This is a genomic window from Paenibacillus sp. tmac-D7, assembly GCF_006519665.1.
Taxonomy (GTDB): domain Bacteria; phylum Bacillota; class Bacilli; order Paenibacillales; family NBRC-103111; genus Paenibacillus_G; species Paenibacillus_G validus.
In genome coordinates this window covers 18,397-39,410 of sequence record NZ_VIDW01000033.1, presented here as the reverse complement: position 1 = coordinate 39,410, position 21,014 = coordinate 18,397, and the positions used below count along the sequence as shown (strand labels likewise).

At 57.1% G+C, this 21,014-nt stretch carries 22 protein-coding genes; 3 read left to right on the top strand and 19 right to left on the bottom strand.

Features of this window, described 5'->3' with window-relative positions:
- Window positions 1-93: 93 nt before the first annotated feature.
- The 6 genes from FKP33_RS19740 to xylA all read right to left on the bottom strand — a co-directional run bounded on the left by FKP33_RS19740 (window position 94) and on the right by xylA (window position 5,788).
- Window positions 94-528, bottom strand: a complete 435-nt coding sequence (locus FKP33_RS19740; protein ID WP_054797518.1) for a MerR family transcriptional regulator — start codon at window positions 526-528, stop codon at window positions 94-96.
- A 35-nt stretch (window positions 529-563) separates the two neighbouring features.
- Window positions 564-1,586: a medium chain dehydrogenase/reductase family protein gene (locus tag FKP33_RS19735; RefSeq protein ID WP_141336142.1), complete on the bottom strand. Its 1,023-nt coding sequence runs from the start codon at window positions 1,584-1,586 to the stop codon at window positions 564-566.
- Window positions 1,587-1,729: 143 nt separating this feature from the next.
- Window positions 1,730-2,431 carry a PIG-L deacetylase family protein gene (locus FKP33_RS19730; protein WP_141336156.1) on the bottom strand — a complete coding sequence of 234 codons (702 nt, stop codon included), beginning with the start codon at window positions 2,429-2,431 and terminating at the stop codon, window positions 1,730-1,732.
- 39 nt (window positions 2,432-2,470) lie between these two features.
- Window positions 2,471-2,827, bottom strand: coding sequence for an aminoacyl-tRNA hydrolase (locus FKP33_RS19725; RefSeq protein ID WP_127607008.1), 357 nt, complete (start codon window positions 2,825-2,827; stop codon window positions 2,471-2,473).
- A gap of 72 nt (window positions 2,828-2,899) precedes the next feature.
- Entirely contained in the window at window positions 2,900-4,390 is a 1,491-nt protein-coding gene (xylB, locus tag FKP33_RS19720) for a xylulokinase (RefSeq protein ID WP_127607010.1), read from the bottom strand.
- Window positions 4,391-4,474: 84 nt separating this feature from the next.
- On the bottom strand, window positions 4,475-5,788 hold the full coding sequence (gene xylA / locus FKP33_RS19715; protein WP_141336141.1) for a xylose isomerase: 1,314 nt from the start codon (window positions 5,786-5,788) through the stop codon (window positions 4,475-4,477).
- A 161-nt stretch (window positions 5,789-5,949) separates the two neighbouring features.
- Between xylA and FKP33_RS19710 the strand changes: the two genes are divergently transcribed.
- Window positions 5,950-7,128, top strand: a complete 1,179-nt coding sequence (locus tag FKP33_RS19710) for an ROK family transcriptional regulator (protein WP_141336140.1) — start codon at window positions 5,950-5,952, stop codon at window positions 7,126-7,128.
- A 376-nt stretch (window positions 7,129-7,504) separates the two neighbouring features.
- Here FKP33_RS19710 and ptsP read toward each other — a convergent pair whose 3' ends face one another.
- The 6 genes from ptsP to FKP33_RS19680 are packed head-to-tail and all read right to left on the bottom strand — an operon-like array spanning window position 7,505 to window position 13,238.
- Entirely contained in the window at window positions 7,505-9,271 is a 1,767-nt protein-coding gene (gene ptsP, locus FKP33_RS19705; RefSeq protein ID WP_141336139.1) for a phosphoenolpyruvate--protein phosphotransferase, read from the bottom strand.
- Window position 9,272: 1 nt separating this feature from the next.
- A complete protein-coding gene (locus FKP33_RS19700) occupies window positions 9,273-9,539 on the bottom strand; it encodes an HPr family phosphocarrier protein (protein ID WP_054797513.1) in 267 nt (88 codons plus the stop codon).
- A gap of 55 nt (window positions 9,540-9,594) precedes the next feature.
- Entirely contained in the window at window positions 9,595-10,059 is a 465-nt protein-coding gene (locus FKP33_RS19695) for a PTS sugar transporter subunit IIA (protein ID WP_141336138.1), read from the bottom strand.
- A gap of 33 nt (window positions 10,060-10,092) precedes the next feature.
- Window positions 10,093-11,481 (bottom strand): PTS fructose transporter subunit IIC, encoded by a 1,389-nt coding sequence (locus tag FKP33_RS19690; protein WP_141336137.1) that lies wholly within the window; start codon window positions 11,479-11,481, stop codon window positions 10,093-10,095.
- A 34-nt stretch (window positions 11,482-11,515) separates the two neighbouring features.
- Window positions 11,516-12,457, bottom strand: a complete 942-nt coding sequence (gene pfkB / locus FKP33_RS19685; RefSeq protein ID WP_141336136.1) for a 1-phosphofructokinase — start codon at window positions 12,455-12,457, stop codon at window positions 11,516-11,518.
- Window positions 12,450-13,238, bottom strand: coding sequence for a DeoR/GlpR family DNA-binding transcription regulator (locus FKP33_RS19680; RefSeq protein ID WP_141336135.1), 789 nt, complete (start codon window positions 13,236-13,238; stop codon window positions 12,450-12,452). Before FKP33_RS19680 ends, pfkB begins: the two co-directional genes overlap by 8 nt.
- 247 nt (window positions 13,239-13,485) lie before the next feature.
- Between FKP33_RS19680 and FKP33_RS19675 the strand changes: the two genes are divergently transcribed.
- On the top strand, window positions 13,486-14,346 hold the full coding sequence (locus FKP33_RS19675; RefSeq protein ID WP_127607026.1) for an aldo/keto reductase: 861 nt from the start codon (window positions 13,486-13,488) through the stop codon (window positions 14,344-14,346).
- A 52-nt stretch (window positions 14,347-14,398) separates the two neighbouring features.
- On the opposite strand, the gene FKP33_RS19670 is transcribed toward FKP33_RS19675, so the two are convergent.
- Together FKP33_RS19670 and FKP33_RS27785 are read right to left on the bottom strand one after the other, a co-directional pair.
- Window positions 14,399-15,391 carry an aldo/keto reductase gene (locus FKP33_RS19670; RefSeq protein ID WP_141336134.1) on the bottom strand — a complete coding sequence of 331 codons (993 nt, stop codon included), beginning with the start codon at window positions 15,389-15,391 and terminating at the stop codon, window positions 14,399-14,401.
- Window positions 15,392-15,453: 62 nt separating this feature from the next.
- Complete coding sequence (locus FKP33_RS27785; protein ID WP_258313495.1) at window positions 15,454-15,576, bottom strand: hypothetical protein; 123 nt, start codon at window positions 15,574-15,576, stop codon at window positions 15,454-15,456.
- A 12-nt stretch (window positions 15,577-15,588) separates the two neighbouring features.
- Here FKP33_RS27785 and FKP33_RS27260 point away from each other — a divergent pair, with 12 nt between their 5' ends.
- Complete coding sequence (locus FKP33_RS27260; RefSeq protein WP_181410220.1) at window positions 15,589-15,741, top strand: hypothetical protein; 153 nt, start codon at window positions 15,589-15,591, stop codon at window positions 15,739-15,741.
- Window positions 15,742-15,758: 17 nt separating this feature from the next.
- Here the strand turns inward: FKP33_RS27260 and FKP33_RS19665 are convergent, their stop codons facing one another.
- From FKP33_RS19665 to FKP33_RS19645, 5 genes are all read right to left on the bottom strand, one after another.
- The gene (locus FKP33_RS19665) at window positions 15,759-16,742 is read right to left on the bottom strand and encodes an aldo/keto reductase (RefSeq protein ID WP_127607028.1); all 984 of its coding nucleotides are present in this window, start codon (window positions 16,740-16,742) and stop codon (window positions 15,759-15,761) included.
- Window positions 16,743-17,076: 334 nt separating this feature from the next.
- Window positions 17,077-18,042, bottom strand: coding sequence for a siderophore ABC transporter substrate-binding protein (locus FKP33_RS19660; RefSeq protein ID WP_127607029.1), 966 nt, complete (start codon window positions 18,040-18,042; stop codon window positions 17,077-17,079).
- 73 nt (window positions 18,043-18,115) lie between these two features.
- Window positions 18,116-18,874 (bottom strand): iron ABC transporter ATP-binding protein, encoded by a 759-nt coding sequence (locus FKP33_RS19655; protein WP_141336133.1) that lies wholly within the window; start codon window positions 18,872-18,874, stop codon window positions 18,116-18,118.
- Window positions 18,868-19,812: an iron chelate uptake ABC transporter family permease subunit gene (locus tag FKP33_RS19650; RefSeq protein WP_306439372.1), complete on the bottom strand. Its 945-nt coding sequence runs from the start codon at window positions 19,810-19,812 to the stop codon at window positions 18,868-18,870. Before FKP33_RS19650 ends, FKP33_RS19655 begins: the two co-directional genes overlap by 7 nt.
- Complete coding sequence (locus tag FKP33_RS19645; RefSeq protein ID WP_127607035.1) at window positions 19,802-20,764, bottom strand: ABC transporter permease; 963 nt, start codon at window positions 20,762-20,764, stop codon at window positions 19,802-19,804. Before FKP33_RS19645 ends, FKP33_RS19650 begins: the two co-directional genes overlap by 11 nt.
- Window positions 20,765-21,014: the final 250 nt, after the last annotated feature.

The following is a 21,014-nucleotide window of genomic DNA, read 5'->3' as shown; positions in this document are numbered from 1 at the left end:
AAGCAAAGAAAAAAGCAACCGGCCGCCCCTGGCAGCCCATTGCCTGAATGCCTGTTATTGCTCACGAATACATAGGCTTCTCCATACAAAGGCTCAGTTCAGATGTTGCTCTCCTGATCCTCTAAACTTTTCGCCTCGTGAAATAAGCACATCTGAATAAAATTCAATCTTCTCTCTGGTCAGGGCCATGATCTCGGATAGCTTAGCCTGCTGCGCCTCCAGCTCGGTGTAATGCTGCTGCAGAATGTCCAGGCGATTCGTTACGGCGTCCGTGAGATCCTCGTTCCCCGATGGAGCCCGATCCAGCAAGCAGCCGTCCTTGACGAAAATGGCGATATGCGCCAAAGACATGCCGGTGTCCTTCAAGCTCAACAGAAAGCGGATAAAGCGCAAATCCTCTTCCGAATATAGCCGGGCTTTGCCCGGTCCGCGCCGGGCCGGCTCAGGCAGCAGCCGGATTTTCTCATAATAACGAAGCGTATAAGCGGTAATGCCTAAGCGCTCCGCAGCTTCCCCCACCGTGAGCATCTTGTAGCCTCCTTCCACGGCTGCCCTATCTATCCTCACAAGCAGTCTACTATTATTTTACCGATTGTGCGGGAGGATTCAATAAGACGGTGGGCCTCGGCCGCCTCCTGCAGCGGGATCACAGCATGGACGACCGGCTTGATCCGGCCCTCGGACAACAGCTGCAGCAGCGCTTGCAGGTCCAGCCGGAACCACGACGGATGCTCTCTTTTCCATTGCGTGACGCTGTAAGCGGAGGCCAGCACCGGCTTCTCACTGTGCCATTGCCCCTGGGAAAGCCGGGACCAGTCCCCCCGGAGCCGGGACGCAGCTTCGGCATCCGGTCCGGCCGTTAAGACGGAGGTGAAGCCAAAACCAACTAAAGCACCGCCCGGTCTTAACGTTTGAGCGGATCGCCGCCAATTGTCCCCCCCGATCGGGTCGAAAACAGCATCCACCCCGTCCGGGTACCGTTCAAGCACGGCTTGTACGAAATCTTCCGACCGGTAATCGATTCCCATGGCGCCGTAACCGCGGACCGACGCTAATTTCGGCTCGGAGGCCGTCCCGATCATCGTGAGTCCAAGCACTCGTCCCAGCTCCAGCAGCGCCGTCCCGACCCCGCCGGCAGCGCCATGAACAAGGATGCGGCGCATACCCTCCTTCTTCACGGCGCGATGCAGCAGCTGATAAGCCGTCACATAATTCAGCACGAGGCAAACGGCTTCACAAGGGTCTATGGATGCCGGGACAGGAATCGCATCCTGCTCGCGAACCCTTACATACCTGGAATAGGCGCCGGTACCGTCCAAGCAAAAGGCCACCCGCTCTCCCGCACGTAAACCGGACACCCCCTCCCCTACAGCTTCAATTCGGCCGACGCCGTCGTAGCCTGGGGTAAAAGGAGGCTTTGGCCCTCCGGGATAAACGCCTTTTCGCCGCATCACATCGCCAAGCGCCACGCCTGCGGCTTCCACTCGAATCAGCACCTCGCCGGATGCCGGAGCCTGCAAGGGTTCATCCATCAACCGCAAGACGTCGGCTTCTCCGTAAGCCGTCACGATCACTCTTTGATTCATCGTTCATCCTTCCCTTCCTGATTGGATGAACCGATCATACAAGTTAGAGTCAACTCGAAGTCAATACCTGAATGCAACGCACAAAATCCCCCGAATTCGCTCATCCCTAAGCGTCATGGGGGGATTTCTCCTTGAATCTGAGATTATGAGTTCAGACGATCCGTGATCCATGTCTCCGTCCGCTTCGGCCATGCTTCGCCCCGCTCCCACGCCAACACGAACGCCTCGTAGCGGCGCTGCTCGGGGAATGCGTCCAGCGGCCCGAAATACCGCTCGATCGCCAGAGCTTGCGAATCGTGTGCGCGCAAGGCTGCCGCCTTCACCGGCCAATACGGCTCCGTATCGAGACGAAACGCGGGCTGAACGCCTTTCTCGGCAAGCGGAGCCGACAAAATATAATACAGCTTCTCTACGTGCGGGCACCATCCGTCCAGCACCGCCTTCGTCGCAATGCGCGAGATCGCCATATGATCGGGGTGGTAGTTGCCTCCGTCTTCGGGGAACGTCACGACGACCGGCGAACGGTGCCGGTTCAGAAACCCGGCGACGCGCCGAACGAACTCCGCTTCGTCCGCCTCCTGCAGCTTGCCGTCGGGATACGCGAGATGCTCCACCGTGGACAGCCCCAGAATATCGGCTGCCCGGCTCATCTCCGCCTCGCGCAGCTCGGCAAGCTCCTCGTTGCTCAAGTGAGCGAACGCGCCGTTCTTTTTCCCGGCGTCTCCCTTCGTAGCAAGCAGCAGCACCGGGGCGTTCCCTTCATCAGCCAGTCGCCGGATCAAGGCGGCGCTTAGGAACGTTTCATCGTCGGGATGGGCAAATACCAATGCAATCGGCTCGGTCATCTCTTTCGTTTCTCCTTTCTCAACGGCCATAAGCGCCCGTTATAACAACTTGAGTCCGGATACGCTCTGCCCGGCAATGCTTTTCTCCATCGGGGGCAGAACAACGACGGTTAACGAGCCGGAAGGCACTTCCGTATGACCCGCGTCCCGAATGGACAAATAACCTTCGTCCGTTAGGCGCAGCAGCTCCCGCTCGCTTCCTTTTAACACGATTTTTTTCTGCCCTTGATTCAGCCATGCCTGGTACGTTTCGTGAGAGCCTTGATCTTGAAGCAGCACGTGCAGGGTCATCGTGGTCGCCGCATGCGCGACCTGTGCGGCAATCTTCCCCGCAGACATCGACAGTTCTTCATTGACGACGTAATATTGCACCAAATCGCGATTCGGAGACTGCATATCAAGGACTCCTCCCCATTAGTCATTTCCATTCCATTATAGACGGTTCGGGGAGGAACTCAAAATAAACGTTTACCGGTATGCCCGGAGGCGCTCGTTCATTTCCCGAGTGTGCGCATACACGCTTTTGTAAATCTCGAACAACCCGCGATACGTCTCCACGTTCGCCGGAATCGGCTCGAAGCGGCGATCATACGCAACGAACGATGCCGCGCATTCGCTTAAGGATGCGAACCAGCCGCAGCCGACGGCGGCCAGCATTGCCGCGCCCAGCGCCGGACCCTGCTCGTTCTTCAGCTTCACAACCGGCGCGCCGAAGATGTCCGCCTGCATCTGCAGCCACACGTCGTTCTTCGCGCCGCCGCCAATCGAAACGATCGTCTCCACCGCCATGCCCGCCGCCCGGAACCGTTCGAGCGACTCATTCAGCGAGAACGTTATTCCTTCCATCACCGCGCGGGTCAGGTGCTCCCGGCGATGCGAGCCGTCCAGCCCGACGAAGCTGCCGCGGATGACCGCGTCGGCATGCGGCGTGCGCTCGCCGACCAGATAAGGGGTAAACAGCAAGCCGCCCGCACCGGCCGGCACCTCCGCGACAAGCGACAAGAAGGAATCAAAGCTTTCGTCCGGCGCTATCGTCTTCTTGAACCAATCCAGACTGTAACCGGCCGCCAGCGTCACGCCCATCGCATAGAAGCCTTCCGGCTGCGCATGGTTAAAGAAGTGCAAAGCGCCCGCAAAGTCCTGCTCCCGCTCCTCATAGGCGAGGATCACGCCGGACGTCCCGATGCTGCACAGCGTCGCGCCTTTGCCGACAATGCCTGCGCCTACCGCGCCGCATGCATTGTCCGCGCCGCCGGCGAACACCTTCGTCGACGCCGCAAGCCCGGTTTGACCGGCTATTTCCGGCAGCAGGCCGCCGACATGCTCCATCGCTTCGGCAAGCGGCGGACACAGCTTCGGATCAAGGCCGAACGCTTCGCAAATGTCGGTACTCCACCGTTTGCCGATCACATCGAGCAGCAGCGTGCCCGCCGCGTCGGTTATATCCATGTGCAGCTTGCCGGTCAGCCGGTAACGCAAATAATCTTTCGGCAGCAGGAAAACCGCAGCCTTGGCGAACAGCTCCGGCTCGTGCTCCTGCACCCATAACAATTTGGGCAGCGTAAAGCCTTCAAGCGCCGCATTTTTCGTAATATCGAGCAGCCTGGACCCCAGTTTTGCTTCAATCGCCCGGCATTGCGGGGTCGTGCGCGTATCGTTCCACAAGATCGCCGGACGCAGCACTTGACCTTGTCCGTCGAGCAGCACCAGCCCGTGCATTTGCCCGGAGAAGCTGATTCCCTCCACCTGCTCCGGCTGAACGCCGCTCGTCTGGAGCAGCTCGCGCAGCGTGCCCAGCGTTTGCGTCACCCAATCTTCCGGGTGCTGCTCGCTGTACCCCGGCTGCTCATGCTGCAGCGGATAGGTTCTCGACGCTTCGCCGCAAATCATGCCCTTCTGATCGACAAGCAGCGATTTGACCGAACCGGTACCCAAATCGATGCCGATTACATAGCTCATGCTGGAATCCTCCCCGTCATTTGAGAAAAAAGGGACTGCAGCAGTCCCTTGCTTTCGTTATTCTTCATTCTAGTATACCGCTGCTTACACCGAGAACAAGTACTCATTCAGCTGCGCTTTGATGAGCTCCAGCTTGCCGGATTTGTTGCGGATGCCGTCTTGGGCGAGCGCGTATTGCTCCAGCTTGCGGAAGTCCGTCGTACCGTTCACGATGTCGAGGCCGATACCGCTTTGGAACGAGCTGTAACGTTCGCTGACGATGTTCTCGAAGAAGCCGTCCTCGATCAATTTCGCCGCCACCTTCAACCCTTTGGCGAACGTATCCATGCCCGCAATATGCGCGTGGAACAAATCCTCCGGCTCGAACGACGATCTTCTCACCTTCGCGTCGAAATTGACGCCGCCGGAGCCGAGTCCGCCGTTCTTGAGAATTTCGTACATCGCTAACGTTACGGCGTACAAGTCTGTCGGGAACTCGTCGGTATCCCAGCCGAGCAGCAGGTCGCCCTGGTTGGCATCGATCGAACCGAGCATACCGTTGATGCGCGCGACGCGCAGCTCATGCTCGAAGGTGTGGCCGGCCAGTGTGGCGTGGTTCGCTTCGAGGTTCAGCTTGAAGTGTCGATCCAGGCCGTACTTCTGCAGGAACGCGATGGACGTCGCCGCATCGTAATCGTACTGGTGCTTGGAAGGCTCCTTCGGCTTCGGCTCGATCAGGAATTGGCCGGTAAAGCCGATTTCCTTCGCATACGCAATCGCCATATGGTAGAACCTCGCCAGGTTGTCGAGCTCCAGCTCCAGGTTCGTATTGAGCAGCGACTCGTACCCTTCGCGTCCGCCCCAGAACACGTAGTTTTCAGCGCCGAGCTCCACGGCGGTTTCCAGACCTTTTTTCACTTGAGCAGCCGCATAGGCATACACTTCCGCATTGGACGTCGTCGCCGCCCCGTGAACGAAACGCGGGTTCGAGAACATGTTCGCCGTGTTCCACAGCAGCTTCACGCCGCTCGTTTTCATGTGTTCTTTGATTTGCGCTACAATGACGTCGAGGTTCTCGTTCGTTTCCTTCAACGAATGGCCTTCCGGCGCAATATCGCGATCATGGAAGCAGAAGTACGGGGCATCGATTTTCGTGAAAAATTCGAATGCCGCTTCAACGCGGACTTTCGCGAGGTCAAGCCCGCTGTACCCGTTCCACGGCCGAATCGCCGTATCCGCGCCGAACGGATCGCTGCCGCCGCCGGTCATCGTGTGCCAATAGGCCACTGCGAAGCGAAGATGCTCCTCCTGCGTCTTCCCGAGCACGACTTCCGACTTGTTATAGTGCTTGAATGCGAGCGGATTCCGGGACTGTTTGCCTTCAAACTGAATGCGATTCACCGTATTAAAATAAGCCATGGATAAGTCCTCCTTATCGGTTGGAGATGAATTGGCAACGCTTTCCTTTATCCTAACATGCTCAACTTAGTTTGTCTAGTAAACAAAGTAAGTTGATGTTTTCTTTTTGTGAAAACGTGGTATGATGGAGAAAATCGACAACAAGTTCGTAAGGAGTTCGTATGAAAATTACCGGCGATCATCAGCTTATCAAAAAAATAAACACCTATATCGTGCTCGATACGATCCGGCGCGAGTTTCCGATTTCGCGCGCCGACATTTCGGCCAAAACCGGTTTGAACAAAGCGACGGTCTCGGGGCTTGTGAGCGAATTGATCGAAGCGCACTTCGTTACCGAAACCGGTCTCGGCGAATCGAGCGGCGGCCGCAAGCCCATGATGCTGCTGTTCAACCAACAAGCCGGTTATGCGATCGGCGTCGATCTCGGGGTCAACTACATCCTCGCGATGATCACGGATCTGAGCGGCGCGATCGTCAAGGAGAAGAAGATCGAGATCGCCGATCTCGAGGTGGAAGCCGTGACGGACAAGCTGAAGAGGACGATCCACGGTCTGATCAGAAAGGCGCCTCCCTCGCCTTACGGCATCGTCGGCATCGGCGTCGGCGTGCCCGGACTTGTCGACGATCAAGGGCGGGTGCTGTCCGCCCCGAACCTCGGCTGGGAGAACGTGCCGCTGCGCGACATGCTGCAGGCGGAATTCGGCCTGGAGGTGTCCATCGATAACGAAGCTAACGCCGGGGCGCTCGGGGAAAAAGAATTCGGCGCCGGTCGCGCCGTCTCGAACCTGCTCTATATCAGCGTCGGCATCGGGATCGGCGCCGGCATCATACTGAACGACGCGTTGTACCGCGGTGTATCCGGGTTCTCCGGCGAAGTCGGGCATATGATGCTCGCGCAGGACGGGCCCCGCTGCGGCTGCGGCAACCGCGGCTGCTGGGAGACGTTCGCCTCGGAGAAGGCGCTGCTGCTTCAAGCGAATAAGCTCCGGCTGGGCGACGAGCCAACGCCCCGCTTGCACGCGCTGCTGGCGGCGGCCAAACAGGACGTGACCGGGGTGCGCGAGCTGTTCGCGGACACGGGACATTGGCTCGGCATCGGGATCGCCAACCTCGTCAACGTGTTCAATCCAGCGCTGATCGTGATCGGCAACCGGATGTCGCTGGCGAGCGAATGGATCGCCGATAGCATCCACGAGTCGCTGGACACGCGCAGTCTCGCGTTCCACCGCAAGCACACCTCCGTCGCCTACTCGCAGCTCGGCATGGCATCGTCCGCGCTCGGCGCCGCATCGATGGCGATCGGCCACTTTTTCTCGAAGATGAAGGCGACTTGGGAGTAGCAGCGCCTCCGCACCAAATAGCTGAACGAGGATGCTCTATTCGCACTGAAGATCGGGTAACGTATGCCGCCATGCCAAAAACGCCGCCCCTCCGCCAAATTGGCGAAGGAACGGCGTTTTTGACGTGGACCAGCTGTTCAGGTCCTGCAAGCGGTGCCTCGCTTCCGGCAAACAGCATGCCGCTCGCACGCTGCATGCTCGCCGGACACCGCTCTGGAATCGAATTACAAATCATGATGTACACGCATTCCTATTCTCACCGGCAGACGTTTGCTGTTTTTTACCGCAAAATACCGCATCGGGCGGGCCAATCTGCAGCTCCTTCAAGCTTTGCGACGCCCACCCTGCATGCGCCGCCCAGCCCTTCCGACTCCGCCTAACCCGGCTGGCGCTGCTCCTCGGCCCCGAACTTCGTCTCGTAGAAATCCTTCGCCTGCCCGCGTACTTCCGCAGCCGTGTCGCTGTCGATAGCCCGCTCCAGCAGGGCGCGGCACTCCTCGGCGTGAAGCCGGGACAATGCGAACTTTTGCTTGGCGACGGACGCCGCGTCCATGCTCCACTCGTCCAAGCCCATGGCCAGAAGCAGCGGGGCGGCAAGCGGATCCCCGGCCATCGAGCCGCACATGCCGACCCGCTTGCCTTCGCGGTGCGCAGCGTCGATCAAGCTGCGGATGGAGCGCAGCACCGCCGGATGGAAATAATCGTACAAGTGCGCGACTTTCTCGTTCATCCGGTCGACGGCCAACGTATACTGCACCAGATCATTCGTGCCGATGCTGAAGAAATCGACTTCCTTGGCGAACCGGTCCGCAAGTTGAATGACGGAAGGAATTTCAGCCATGATGCCAAGCTCAAGCTTCTCGTCATAGGCGATTCCAGCCGCCTTCAGCTCCTGCATCGCCTGCAAGGCCAGCGCCTTTGCCTCCCGAAACTCCTGCATCGAGGACACCATCGGGAACATGATCTTCACGCAGCCGAACGCGCTGGCACGGATAATCGCCCGCAGCTGCGTCTTAAACAGCTCGCGTTCGTGCAGGCACAGCCGGATCGCCCGCATACCGAGGAACGGATTGTCCTCGTGCGGCAGGTCCCAGTAGGACAGCTCCTTATCTCCGCCGATGTCCAGCGTCCGAATGACGACCGGCTTGCCATTCCACTGCTCCACCATCCCCCGGTAGACACGAAACTGATCCTCTTCGTCCGGAAAGCCGTCCGCGTGCATGAACAGAAATTCGGTCCGGAACAAGCCGACGCCGTCCGCTTCTTCCGCGATCCCTTCGCGCATCTCTTCCGGCATGCCTACATTAACCGCCAGCTCCACTGTGGTGCCGTCCGCCGTGCGGGCCGGAAGCCCGCGATATGCGGACAGCTTCTCGGCTGCAGCCTGCTCTTGCTCGAACTTCTCACGGTAGTTTGCGGTCGTCGCGGCATCGGGACACACGATGCAGACGCCTTCCGTGCCGTCCAGGATCAGCTCGTCGCCATGCTTCAAGGCGGCGAACGCCTCTCCTGTGCCGACAACCGCCGGAATGCCGAGCGAGCGGGACAAGATTGCCGTATGGGTCGTTTGGCCCCCGATACGGGTGACAAATCCGAGCACGGTTCGTTTGTCGAGCTGCACCGTAACCGAAGGCGTCAAATCTTCGGCGACCAGGATCACCGGTTCTTGAATAAACGACAAATCCGGGTACGACACTTGCTGAAGATGCGACATCAGCCGTTCCGCCACGTCTTTAATATCGTGAATGCGTTCTTTCACGTACGCATTGTTCATTTTCTCAAACACCGCGCTAAGCTGGGCGACAACCGTCTCGACGGCTTTCTCCGGCGATGCCTGCTTGCGCTTAACCTGACTGACGATTTCACCATAAAACGCCGGATCGTTCAAAAAGCTCTTCTGCCCTTGAATGATCGCGCTCTTCTCTTTGCCCAGCGTCAGCTCCGACTTCGCGATGATCGCTTCCAGCTCGGCAACCGATTGCCGCTTCGCCTGCTCCAACCGCTCAAGCTCCGCGGGCACCTGGTCCGGCTCGATCCGCTCCGCGTAAGCGGCCCGCCCCTCTCCGGCCAGCGCATAAACGAATGCACGGCCGAAGCGGATACCTTCCGAAACGCCAATACCTTGAATGCGTAATTCGCCCATCCTACTCACCGAACCCCGACTCGAACAAGCGGGCGATTTCGTCCGCCGCCTTCTCCTCGTCCGGCCCGTCGGCCGACAGCTTGACTTCAGCGCCTTTCTCCAGCCCGAGCGCAATAATGCCGAGCACGCTCTTCAAGTTCGCTTCCATGCCGCCTTCCGTCTCCAGAAAAATATCCGATTCAAATTGTATGGCCGCATCGGCCAGCGTTTGCGCCGGACGCAAATGCATGCCCTCTTCATTGATAATCGTAAGTATTCTTGATTGCATAGGGTGAAACTCCTCTCCACCTAGTTCTTCTTACGGTGTGATCTTTATCGCTTTCTTAAGAGAGCGCGCTTTCCAAAGTACGCAGCACGTCTTCCTCGGTCTTCGCTTCGCTCAGTTCGTTGCGGAAGCTTTCGTGAATCAGCTTCCGTGAGATCGACGCCAGAACGCGCAGATGCTCTTTGCCCGCTTCGGCCTGCGGAATCGCCAGCAGGATGATCAGTGACACCGGCTGCCCGTCAAGCGCGTTCCAATCGAGCGGCCGGGATAGCCGGGCGAATGCCAGCCCCGGCTTCACGACACCCGCCGATTTGCCGTGCGGAATCGCTACGCCGAAGCCGATTGCCGTCGACGCATGCTGCTCCCGCGCCTCCACATCGGCAAGAAACAGCGCCCGGTCGGTCACGTATTGCCCGGCTTCCATGCGGGCGGCCAGCTGTTCCAGGCAGTCTTGGCGGCTTGTCGCGTTCATGTCAAGGACGATCGTCTGGGTTTGAATCAACTCGTTTGCGTTTGCACTCATTTTTAGGTTCCTCCTGGTAATTAAAAGTTAAAGTTAAGCGACTTTCTTCTTCAACATCATGACCGAAACTGCGGTGATCACCGTACCGACGGCGATCGCTGCGGTATAAGCCGCCAAATGCGTTACGGCGTTCGGAATCGCAAGGACGAAAATTCCGCCGTGCGGCGCGTGCAGCGTCGCGCCGAACACCATCGACAGCGCTCCCGTTACCGCCGAGCCAAGCATAATCGAAGGGATGACACGCAGCGGATCGGCTGCCGCGAACGGGATCGCGCCTTCGGTAATGAAGGAAATGCCCATGACGGAAGCTACTTTACCCGCATCGCGCTCTTCCTTCGTGAACTTGTTCTTCGCGATCAGCGTCGCCAGCCATAAGCCGAGCGGCGGTGTCATACCCGCAGCCATGACCGCCGCCATCGGGCCGTATACTTGGCTCGCCAGCAAACCTACGGCAAACGTGTAAGCCGCTTTGTTAACCGGTCCGCCCATATCGAAGGCCATCATAGCCCCAAGCAGCAGCCCAAGGAAAACGGCGTTGGTCGAGTTCATCGCGGTTAACCATTGCGTTAAAGCGTCCATAATCGATTTAACCGGCGTTCCAATTACGTAAATCATAAGCAAGCCAACGATAAGCGTAGATAAGACCGGAATAATCAGAATCGGTTTGACGCCTTCAAGCGTCTTCGGCAGTTTAACAGCCGTCTTCATCCACTGGGCGATGTATCCGGCTAGGAAACCGGAAATAATCCCCCCCAAGAAACCCGCGCCGAGCTGACTGGCCAGCATGCCGCCGACAAGGCCTGGCGCCAGGCCGACCCGGTCGGCAATAGAGAAGGCGATAAAGCCCGACAGAACCGGTACCATCAAAGCGAATGCCGCGCCGCCGCCGATGCTCATCAGCGCTGCAGCCAGCGTTCCTTCTTCCTTAAAAGCGTTGATGCCGAATATGAACGACAGCGCGATAATAATCCCGCCTGCAACGACGAGCGGCAGCATATTGGATACGCCCGTCATCAGGTGCTTGTAAAAGCCTGTACGCTTCGCGCTGCGCTCCTGCTTCGCCCGCTCGACCTTTGCGGCATAGTCGGCGCCGCCTGCCACAGCGCTTGGCGATACGGCCTGCATCGAAAGTGCTTCCTCGATAAGACCGATCGGATTTTTGATGCCTTCGGCAACGCCCGCCTTCACGACCGGCTTGCCGGCGAAACGCGATTCCTCCACGTCCGTATCCGCCGCGATGATAATCGCATGCGCCGCTGCGATTTCCTGCTCGGTGATTTCGTCCTCCACGCCAAGCGCGCCGCGTTTCTCAACCTTCAACTCCACGCCTTTCTCTGCGGCCGTTTTGAGCAAAGACTCAGCAGCCATATACGTGTGGGCAATTCCGGTAGGGCATGAAGTAACCGCCAACAATTTTTTCATAGGAGATCCCCCTTCAAGATATAACTTCGTTTCCTTACAGAGCTTGAAGCTGTACCTGATTCACATGCCTTTCAATTTCTTCGAAGGTGCTTACCTGCGTTCCCGGCTTGCTTGCGGTTAACGTCCCAGCCGCCGCACTCCAGCGCGCCAGCTCCGGGAGCGGACGGTCTACGAGCAGCGCGTGCGCCATGACGGCCACCATCGAATCTCCGGCTCCGACCGTGCTGAGTGCCTCGATCGGGAACGGACGGACGCGGTACGTTTCCGTTTCATTCATGACGATCGCGCCCTGCGCGCCCATCGAGACGAGCACAACCCGGATGCCCCGGTTCAGCAGGGAACGTCCGGCTTCGACGATATCGCGATCCGTCTCCAGCTTTGCGCCCACCAGCTGCTCAAGCTCGAACTGATTGGGCTTCACCGCATACGGGATGGCTTCGATCCCCGCAGCCAACGCCTCGCCGTCCGCATCCAGAATCGTCTTGACGCCGAAGCGGTGCGCCATCCGGATGTAATCGTAATAGATCTGCGTATCGACGCCTTTAGGCAGGCTGCCTCCCAGCACCATCACTTCCGTTTCCGCGAGCAGCGCTTCCAAATTTTGATTCAGCGCTTTCAACGCTTCAGGAGCGATGTCGAAGCCCGGCTCATTAATCTCCGTCGTGACCCGCTTCCAGGTGTCCACCAGCTTCATGTTCGTGCGCGTTTCCCCAGCCACCTCAACGAATTCCGTGCGGATGCCGATTCCCTCCAGCTCCCGCCTGATGCGCGAGCCAAGCGTACCTGCCAGAAATCCGACCGCGGTCACGCGAACCTGAAAGCTTTGCAAAATGCGCGCCACGTTAATCCCTTTGCCGCCGGGATCAAGCCGAATTTCTTCAGCTCGGTTCAAGCCTCCGACCTGGAGGGAGGGTAATAGCACCGTTTTGTCCATCGACGGATTTAATGTGACCGTTACCACCTGTTGTCTACCCATCTCCGAGCTCCTTCCCGGCCTCAACCGCATAAACCTCGATCCCCCGCGCCGTTAATGCCTCCATGAATTCACCGGGCATTCCGGCATCGGTAATACAGACGTCGATGTCACTCCAATCGGCGAAACGCGAGAAGCTGACCTGATTCGCTTTACTGCTGTCGCTAAGCAGAATGACGCGGTCCGCGCGGCGAATCATTTTGCGCTTAATATCCGCTTCCATCAAGTTCGGGGTCGTCAGTCCTTCCTTCAAATCCATGCCGTTGGTCGCCATGAACGCTTTGTCAACCTTGATCATGTCGAGGCATCTTTCGGCGAACGGACCAACGAGCGACATGACGCCAGCGCGGTAAGCGCCGCCCAGGACAATGAGCTCGATGCCGAGAGGCAGGTTGACGTCTTGAGGCAAAATGATCGAGTTGGTCACAACCGTCAACTTCTGAAACGCTTCCAATTCGCGAAACATGTAGTACGTCGTCGTGCCTGCATCAAGCAATATCGTGTCGCCGTTGCGAATCATCGCCGCCGCCTTCGCCGCAATGGCTTTCTTCTCAGCGGTGCGGGAAATTTCTTTCTCCGAGAAAGACGGCTCGAACATGACGCTTTTCACGGATATAGCGCCTCCGTGCGTACGCTTCAGCAGCCCGGCCTCCTCCATCTCCCGCAAGTCCCGGCGGATCGTGGATTCGGAAACTTGATACAATTCGCATAATTCCTGCACATCGACGCTTTTTTTCTCTTCCACTAACGATAAAATATTATTTTTTCGTTCTTCTCCGAACAATGGGTTCGCCCTCCATTTGCTTGTTTGTGGACGATTCGATCACAAAATCGATCGTTTGTGATTGTTTTATATATATAACGATTATAAACGGTCATATTTTCGCTGTCAATCGGTCATTTTGGGAAATCATGTAAACATGCGCGCGCATCCAAGCATTTCCCCTCTCCCCTGTTGCTTTCTCGAAGAAGATAGGATAGCATACGGACAACACCCATTTTTTTCAAAATAATTGAAGGAGTGAGTACGCTTGGAACAACGGGATTTCGGAGCGACCGGACGACGGTTTCCGCTCCTCAGCTTCGGCGCGCAGCGCATAGTGGACGAACACGGCTGCACGGAAGAAGAAGCGGTTCGCATCATTAACCGTGCCATCGACGAGGGCATCACCTACTTCGATACGGCGCCGCGCTACTCCAACGGGCAGTCCGAAGAGCGGCTTGGCCTCGTACTGAAGCATCGCCGCAGTGAGGTGTGGGTCGCAACCAAAACGAACGACCGCACCCGCGACGGCTCCTGGAAGCTTCTGGAGGCTAGCTTGAAGCGGCTGCAAACGGACCGCGTCGACGAATGGCGCCTTCATAACATCATGACGTTCGAAGAGCTGGAGCAATGCTTCGCCAAGGGCGGCGCACTCGAAGCGCTTCGGGAAGCGAAAGAACAAGGGCTCGTCGGCAAGCTCAGCATCAGCGGACACACGAATCCGCGTGTCCAGCTCGAAGCGATTGAGCGGTTTCCGTTCGATAGCGCGCTTGTCGCGCTATCTGCGGCGGACCATCTCATCTACAGCTTTGCTCACGAATTTCTCCCCAAAGCGCAGGAGAAGGGCGTCGCGGTCATCGGCATGAAGGTGTTCGCCCTCGGCAAGCTGGCGCCTTGGTACGAACAAGCGCTTCGTTATACGCTTTCGCTGCCGATCTCGACCGCAATTGTCGGCATGGAAACGATGGAGCAGCTGGAACGAAACTTAAGCGTCGCCCGGAGCTTCCAGCCGATGTCCGACATCGAACAGCTCGAATTTTTGAAGGAAATCGCGCATCTGGCCACACCGGACGTGCTTCGCTGGAAAGCAAGCGCGTGGATGTCCGGTGAATGGCATCACAGGCCATAACACGACTTCGCCCTCCGACCGTTCAGTGAACGTTCGGAGGGCGTTTTCGAATTTAGCCTTTCAAGATATTGTCTATCTGCTGAAGCTCCTCGTCCGTAAAAGCCATATTGGCAAGCGTACCGACTGCGTCATCGATTTGGCTGACTCTGCTCGCGCCGATCAAGGCGGAGGTTACCTTTCCACCGCGAAGCACCCAAGCGAGCGCCATTTGCGACAGCTTTTGCCCGCGCCGACCGGCAAGCTCGTTCAGCTGGCGCGTCTTCGCCATCACCGCTTCGGTCAGCTCTTCCGGCTTCAAGAAGATACTAGCCCCGGCGGCTCTGGAATCCGCGGGGATGCCTTGGAAGTAGCGGTCCGTCAGCATCCCCTTGGCAAGCGGCGAGAACGCGATGCAGCCGATCCGCTCTTCCTCCAGCACGTCCAGCAGACCTTCCTCGATCTTACGCTCCAGCATCGAATACCGCACTTGATGAATCAAGCAGGGCGTACCCAGCGACTTCAAGATCGCGGACGCTTGCCGTGTCTGTTCCGGGGAGTAATTGGAAAGCGCCACGTATAACGCCTTCCCCTGACGAACAACAAGGTCCAACGCGGCCATCGTTTCTTCCAACGGTGTCTCGGGATCCGGCCGGTGATGGTAGAAGATATCGACGTAGTCCAGGTTCAGCCTTTTCAAGCTTTGATCGAGGCTGGAAATCAAATACTTCTTGGACCCCCAGTCGCCGTAAGGCCCCGGCCACATGTAATAACCGGCTTTGGTCGAGATGACCATTTCATCCCGCAGATGCCCGATATCTTGCTTCAAAATCCGCCCGAAGGTTTCCTCCGCCGAACCGGCCGGCGGCCCGTAATTGTTGGCCAAATCAAAATGCGTAATCCCGAGATCGAACGCCCGGCGCACCATCGCGCGTCCGTTCTCGTAGCTGTCGCCGCCTCCGAAATTGTGCCACAGGCCCAAGGATATCGCCGGAAGCTTTAACCCGCTAGCCCCGCTCCGATTGTAAACCATCGTCTCGTACCGTCGTTCATTTTCCAAATACCGCATCTGCTCACTCCCCTTCGGATTGAATCCTTCTATTGTATGCCAAAGCGCGCGGACAAGCCAAGCTATTTGGCGACGACGGCTGCATCCCCCGGCAGCCCTGAGGTCGTTCCCGCGATAGACGGGCACTGTTCCTGTCCGCAAGCGGGCGAAATGCCGAACGGTCTCCCGGCTTCGAGATCCCGCATGGCGGCATTCCTATGTACTGCATGACCGACGAAGACCAGCATGCGATCAAGCAGCCGGCGGACACCATAGCCCAGTCCCCCCTACAGCAAGCAACCGCCCGGATCGCGGACGGTTGCTTGCTGTACCCGGAGAAGACTCCGGTTTCCGGTTTCAGTCATGGCTAAAGCTTGGTGTATCCGGTTTAGTAAGCTCCGCGAATAAACGCATGGACTTCCTGCTCGTAGAAGGCGCGCAGGCGCGCAAGCTCCTCCTTCGAAAAAGGCCTTGCGCCCGAAGCGCCGAGATTGTCCTCCACCTGCCGTACGTTCTTAAAGCCCGGAATGACGCAAGTGACGTTCGGATTCTCAAGAATCCAGCGCATGGAAGCCCGCGCCATATTCCCGCGTCCTTCCGCGATCCATGCGAGCTTCCGGGACAGCGCTACGCCCTTGTCGAACGGCAGGCCGGCGAATGTTTCACCAACGTTGAACTGCTCGCCGTTCGCGTTGAAGCTGCGGTGATCGTCCGCCTCGAATGTGCTGCTCTCCGTAAATTTGCCGGTCAGCAGACCGCTCGCAAGCGGAAGTCGCGCCAGGATGCCTACGCCCGCTTGCTTCGCTTGCGGGAACAGCACTTCGGCCGGCTTCTGGCGGAACAGGTTGAAGATGACTTGCAGCGCTTTGACGCCGGGGACGCTCAGACAGAACAAGCCTTCCTCCACCGTTTCGACGCTGACGCCGAAATGGCGGATTTTTCCTTCCTGCTGCAGCTGGCGCAGCACTTCGAACACCTGACCGTCCTGCAGCACGGCCAGCGGCGGACAGTGAATCTGATACAGATCGATCCGCTCGCGGCGCAGCCGTTTTAAGCTGTTCTCACAGTAAGCGCGAACCGATTGCTCCGAGTAAGTAGCCGGATCGTGGATGTCGCCGGCGCGGCAAAATTTCGTCGCGATGTGGATGTCGTCTTCCCGGCCGCGAGTCGCTTGCGCGAGCAGTTCCTCCGCGTGTCCGCCGCCGTACACATCCGCCGTATCGAAGAAGTTGACGCCCGCTTCCATCGCGCGCTCCAAGCCCCGTATAGACTCTTTGTCGTCCTTCTGACCCCAGCTTCCGCCGATGGCCCATGTGCCAAAGCTGATTTCGCTGACCCTCAGTCCGGTATCTCCCAATTGACGATAATTCACTCGGTTCCCCTCCGTTATTTCAAATGGCATTCGATGCGCTCCAACGCGCCGGCCGAAAGCTTGATGGCCGACGCCTTCGCGTACTGCTGAACCTGCTCCTGGCGGGCTCGCGCCGATAAGCGCCAGTCTTATTCATTGTACCATGATTCACCCATTCCCAGCCAAAAATTACCTTCTTATTATCCGCGCCTGCCGGCTCCACAATCCGTCCGAACACCCACCCGCTCGTCCGCAGCGCAGTTCAACAAAATCGTCTCCGCACCGAACATTTCCGGCACTTCCGCACATGCCAAAGAGGCCGGGAGCTAGTCCCGGCCTCGGCCTTCCAATCCAATTACTTCAAGCCTTTCTCCACCTCTTGCACCATGCCTGCAACGGAGACCAACCCGCCGCCCGACAAGTACCAGTAGTTCGGATCGAGGTACACGATATTACCATCCTTGAACGCTTTCGTATTTTTCACCAGCTCGTTCTCAACCACCTGCTTGGCGGCCGCGTTACCTGAAGCAATTGCCGCATCGCGGTCGACGACGAACAAGTAGTCCGGATTTTTCTCGGCGATGAATTCCGGTGAAATGCTTTGGCCGTGCGGCGTCGAAGAATCGATCTTGTCGTCCACCGCTTTGAAGCCGAGCACGTCATGAATGAGTCCGAAACGGGAGCCTGGGCCATATGCGCTCAATTTACCGCCGGTAGCCAGTACGATCAGCGCATTCTTGCCGCTGGCCGATGCAACGTCTTTCACTTTCTTCACCGTCTCGTTCACTTTCGCGAGCTCTTGATCCACAGCTGCCTGCTTGTCGAACACATTTCCGAGCGTCTTCATGTTCTCCGTGAACGAATCCATGTAACGCTTGTTATCGACGCCCACAAACACCGTTGGCGCGATCTTCGAAAGCTCGGCATAAGCGGCCTGCTGCCGTCCGGAGATGAGAATCAGATCGGGGCCGATCGCGTTGATTTTCTCGAAATCCGGCTCGGTCAAGCTGCCGACGTTCTTATACTTCGCCGCATCTTTATACTTCTCCAGGTAAGGCGGGATGTTCGCTTGCGGCACGCCCGTCACTTCGACGCCGAGCTTATCGAGGGAATCCAGAACGCCGAAGTCGAACACCACGACCTTCTTCGGATTTTTCTTCAGCTTCGTTTCGCCGAGCTGATGTTTGATCGTCAGCTCTTCGACTGCCGGCGCCTTAGCCGGCTCCGACCCGGTCGTTTTGGCCGCTTCGCCGGCGTTTGACGAACCGTTCGTTCCGCACGCGACGGCAAATACCGCCATCATCACAACAAGTACAAACATGGACAACTTTCTTCTCAATTTGCTCACCTCAATAAATTTTTTATATATAAAATGATGAGAATCATTTTATTATTTAAGCGAAATAAACGCATATACGCTGCCCATCGATCTGCTCGATCGGGATGTCCATCTCATACACATGCTTCAGTACCGCGGTGTCGATGATCTCTTCGGTCGGCCCTTCCTTCACGACGCGGCCGTCCTTCAGCGCTACGATATAGTCCGAGTAACAGGAGGCGAAATTGATGTCATGAATGACCAGCACGATCGTCTTGCCCAGCTCCTCCACCATACGCCGCAGCACCTTCATAATTTGTACGGAATGCTTCATATCGAGATTGTTCAGAGGCTCGTCGAGCAGGATGTACTCGGTGTTCTGCGCCAGCACCATCGCGATGTGGGCCCGCTGCCGCTGACCGCCGCTCAATTGATCGAGATATTTGTTCTGCATGTCCGCTAGATCCATGTAAGCGATCGCCTCGTCGACATGACGATTGTCTTCTTTCGTCAGCTTGCCCTGCGAGTAAGGAAAGCGGCCGAAGCTAACCAGCTCCCGTACGGTTAAACGGAGGCTGATATGGTTTGTTTGCTTCAGAATCGAAATTTTTTTCGCCAAATCGCCGGTTCGCCACTGCCCGATTTCCCGGCCGTCGATATAGACCTCGCCGCTGTCCTTCGTAAGGAGACGGCTCACCATGGAGAGCAGGGTGCTCTTGCCGGCGCCGTTCGGACCGATGAACGAAGTGATTTTTCCTTTGGCGATCTTGACGGATACGTTATCAACGACGGCTTTGTTTCCGTACCGTTTCGAAACCTTCTTGACTTCTACCACTTTTTATTCTCCTTTAATAGAAGATAGATAAAGTAAATGCCGCCGACCAGGTTAATCATGACGCTGATCGTGGTAGAGAACGTGAATACTCTCTCCACCAGCAGCTGGCCGCCTACCAAAGCGATGATGCTGATCAGCGTGGAGCCTAGAATCAAATACCGATGGCGGTACGTGCGGAGAAACTCATGCGCGACGTTCGCAACAAGCAGGCCGAGGAAGGTAGTCGGTCCGACAAGCGCGGTCGAGACGGAGACGAGAATGGCTACGACGATCAGCAGCCTTTTGACCACATGATCGTAATCGATCCCCAGGTTAACCGCATGGTCGCGTCCGAGCGACAGCACATCCAAATATTTGGCGAATTTCGTAAAATAAGCAGTCGTGAGCGCCAGCAGAAGGATCGCCAGCCACAGCAAGTCCGTGTTCATCCGGTTAAAGCTGGCGAACATGCGGTCCTGCACGATCATGAACTCGTTCGGGTCGATCAGCACTTGCATGAAGGAGGTGAAGCTCGTAAACAGCGTGCCGAAAATAATGCCGATCAGCAGCAAAAAGTAAATGTTTCGCCCTTCCCGCTTCAACACCAGCTTATACAGCACGCCGGAGAACAGCACCATCAGCCCGATCGACAGCAGAAAATGCGAATGCTTGCTCATCATCGTCAAGGTGGATGCGCCGAACGCAAACACGACGAACGTTTGCATCAGCAAGTACAGCGAATCGAGGCCCAGGATGCTCGGCGTCAGGATGCGGTTGTTCGTAATCGTCTGGAACACCATCGTCGAGAGAGCGATCGAACCCCCGGTCAGTACGATGGCTGCGATTTTGACGCCGCGTTTGGGCAGCACGTAGTCCCAGTTGCCGCCGGACTGGATGACCATGAACGTCACGATCAGCGCGACGGACAACGCAGCGAGAATCCCTAGCTTAGCCTTCATGTTGTTCATGCGCCTTTCTTCTCAGAAGTAAATAAAGAAAAATGCCGCTGCCGATAACGCCGACTGTCAGGCCGATCGGAATTTCGAACGGATAAATGAGAATGCGGCCGAGCACGTCGCAGAACATGACGAACACCGCGCCGAGCAGCGCCGTCGAGAACAAGCTTTTGCGCAGATGATCGCCTTGAAACATCGTCACGATGTTCGGGATAATCAGGCCGAGGAATGGAATCATGCCTACGGTTAGAATGACGACGGAAGTAACCAGCGCAACAAGCACCAAGCCGATATTGACGACCTGCTTGTAATTCAGCCCCAGATTGACGGAAAACTCTTCGCCCATGCCGGCCACCGTGAACCGGTCCGCGAACAGGTAAGCGACGATGACAAGCGGGATGCTGATGTACAACAGCTCATAGCGTCCTTTCATCACCATCGAGAAATCGCCGTGCAGCCAAGCGTTCATGCTCTGAATCAGATCGTACTTGTAGGCGAAGAAGGTGGTGAGCGAACCGACGATGCTGCCGAACATGAGCCCGACGAGCGGAATGAAGATCGCATCCTTGTATTTCACTTTGTCCAATATTTTCATGAAAATCAAAGTGCCGGCCAGCGCGAACACGAACGCGACGAGCATCTTCACAATCGGACTGGCCGAGGCAAACAGGAGCATGGCGACCAGAATGCCGAGCCTTGCGGAATCTTCCGTGCCGGCCGTCGTCGGCGAGACGAATTTATTACGGCTAAGCTGCTGCATAATGAGACCGATAATGCTCATGCTTACCCCGGCGATGATGAGGCTGATCAACCGCGGAATCCGGCTGATCGCAAGCACTTGCGCTTGCGCCTCCGTTAAGCGGAACAGATCAAGCGGCGAAATGTCTTTGACCCCGATGAAGACGGAACAGAACGATAAAACGATAAGCGTTGGGAGCAGGTATCTTATTCTCATGTGTCATTCCCTCGAAAATGATAATCATTATCGTTCCATATTGTTGCATGAATCTACCGGTACTGAAATGGATTTTTCTTTTTTTCAGCATGGACTTTTCTTTAGAGGCAGGGGTGGTGAGGATGCAAAAACCGCTCAGGCGATAAGCCGCCGAGCGGTTGTAGAAGGGCTGCCGGTTGCCGGCACTAGAGTAAAGGGCAGAAAGCTACACGGGGGCTTGGCCCCTCCCGTGACCGGACTTTCACCGGTT

Coding starts and splice junctions, on each gene's coding strand:
- FKP33_RS19740 (WP_054797518.1), bottom strand. CDS start 528: ATGCTCACGGTGGGGGAAGCTGCGGAGCGCTTAGGCATTACCGCTTAT.
- FKP33_RS19735 (WP_141336142.1), bottom strand. CDS start 1,586: ATGAATCAAAGAGTGATCGTGACGGCTTACGGAGAAGCCGACGTCTTG.
- FKP33_RS19730 (WP_141336156.1), bottom strand. CDS start 2,431: ATGACCGAGCCGATTGCATTGGTATTTGCCCATCCCGACGATGAAACG.
- FKP33_RS19725 (WP_127607008.1), bottom strand. CDS start 2,827: ATGCAGTCTCCGAATCGCGATTTGGTGCAATATTACGTCGTCAATGAA.
- xylB (WP_127607010.1), bottom strand. CDS start 4,390: ATGAGCTATGTAATCGGCATCGATTTGGGTACCGGTTCGGTCAAATCG.
- xylA (WP_141336141.1), bottom strand. CDS start 5,788: ATGGCTTATTTTAATACGGTGAATCGCATTCAGTTTGAAGGCAAACAG.
- FKP33_RS19710 (WP_141336140.1), top strand. CDS start 5,950: ATGAAAATTACCGGCGATCATCAGCTTATCAAAAAAATAAACACCTAT.
- ptsP (WP_141336139.1), bottom strand. CDS start 9,271: ATGGGCGAATTACGCATTCAAGGTATTGGCGTTTCGGAAGGTATCCGC.
- FKP33_RS19700 (WP_054797513.1), bottom strand. CDS start 9,539: ATGCAATCAAGAATACTTACGATTATCAATGAAGAGGGCATGCATTTG.
- FKP33_RS19695 (WP_141336138.1), bottom strand. CDS start 10,059: ATGAGTGCAAACGCAAACGAGTTGATTCAAACCCAGACGATCGTCCTT.
- FKP33_RS19690 (WP_141336137.1), bottom strand. CDS start 11,481: ATGAAAAAATTGTTGGCGGTTACTTCATGCCCTACCGGAATTGCCCAC.
- pfkB (WP_141336136.1), bottom strand. CDS start 12,457: ATGGGTAGACAACAGGTGGTAACGGTCACATTAAATCCGTCGATGGAC.
- FKP33_RS19670 (WP_141336134.1), bottom strand. CDS start 15,391: ATGCGGTATTTGGAAAATGAACGACGGTACGAGACGATGGTTTACAAT.
- FKP33_RS27785 (WP_258313495.1), bottom strand. CDS start 15,576: ATGCGGGATCTCGAAGCCGGGAGACCGTTCGGCATTTCGCCCGCTTGC.
- FKP33_RS27260 (WP_181410220.1), top strand. CDS start 15,589: ATGTACTGCATGACCGACGAAGACCAGCATGCGATCAAGCAGCCGGCG.
- FKP33_RS19660 (WP_127607029.1), bottom strand. CDS start 18,042: ATGTTTGTACTTGTTGTGATGATGGCGGTATTTGCCGTCGCGTGCGGA.
- FKP33_RS19650 (WP_306439372.1), bottom strand. CDS start 19,812: ATGAAGGCTAAGCTAGGGATTCTCGCTGCGTTGTCCGTCGCGCTGATC.
- FKP33_RS19645 (WP_127607035.1), bottom strand. CDS start 20,764: ATGAGAATAAGATACCTGCTCCCAACGCTTATCGTTTTATCGTTCTGT.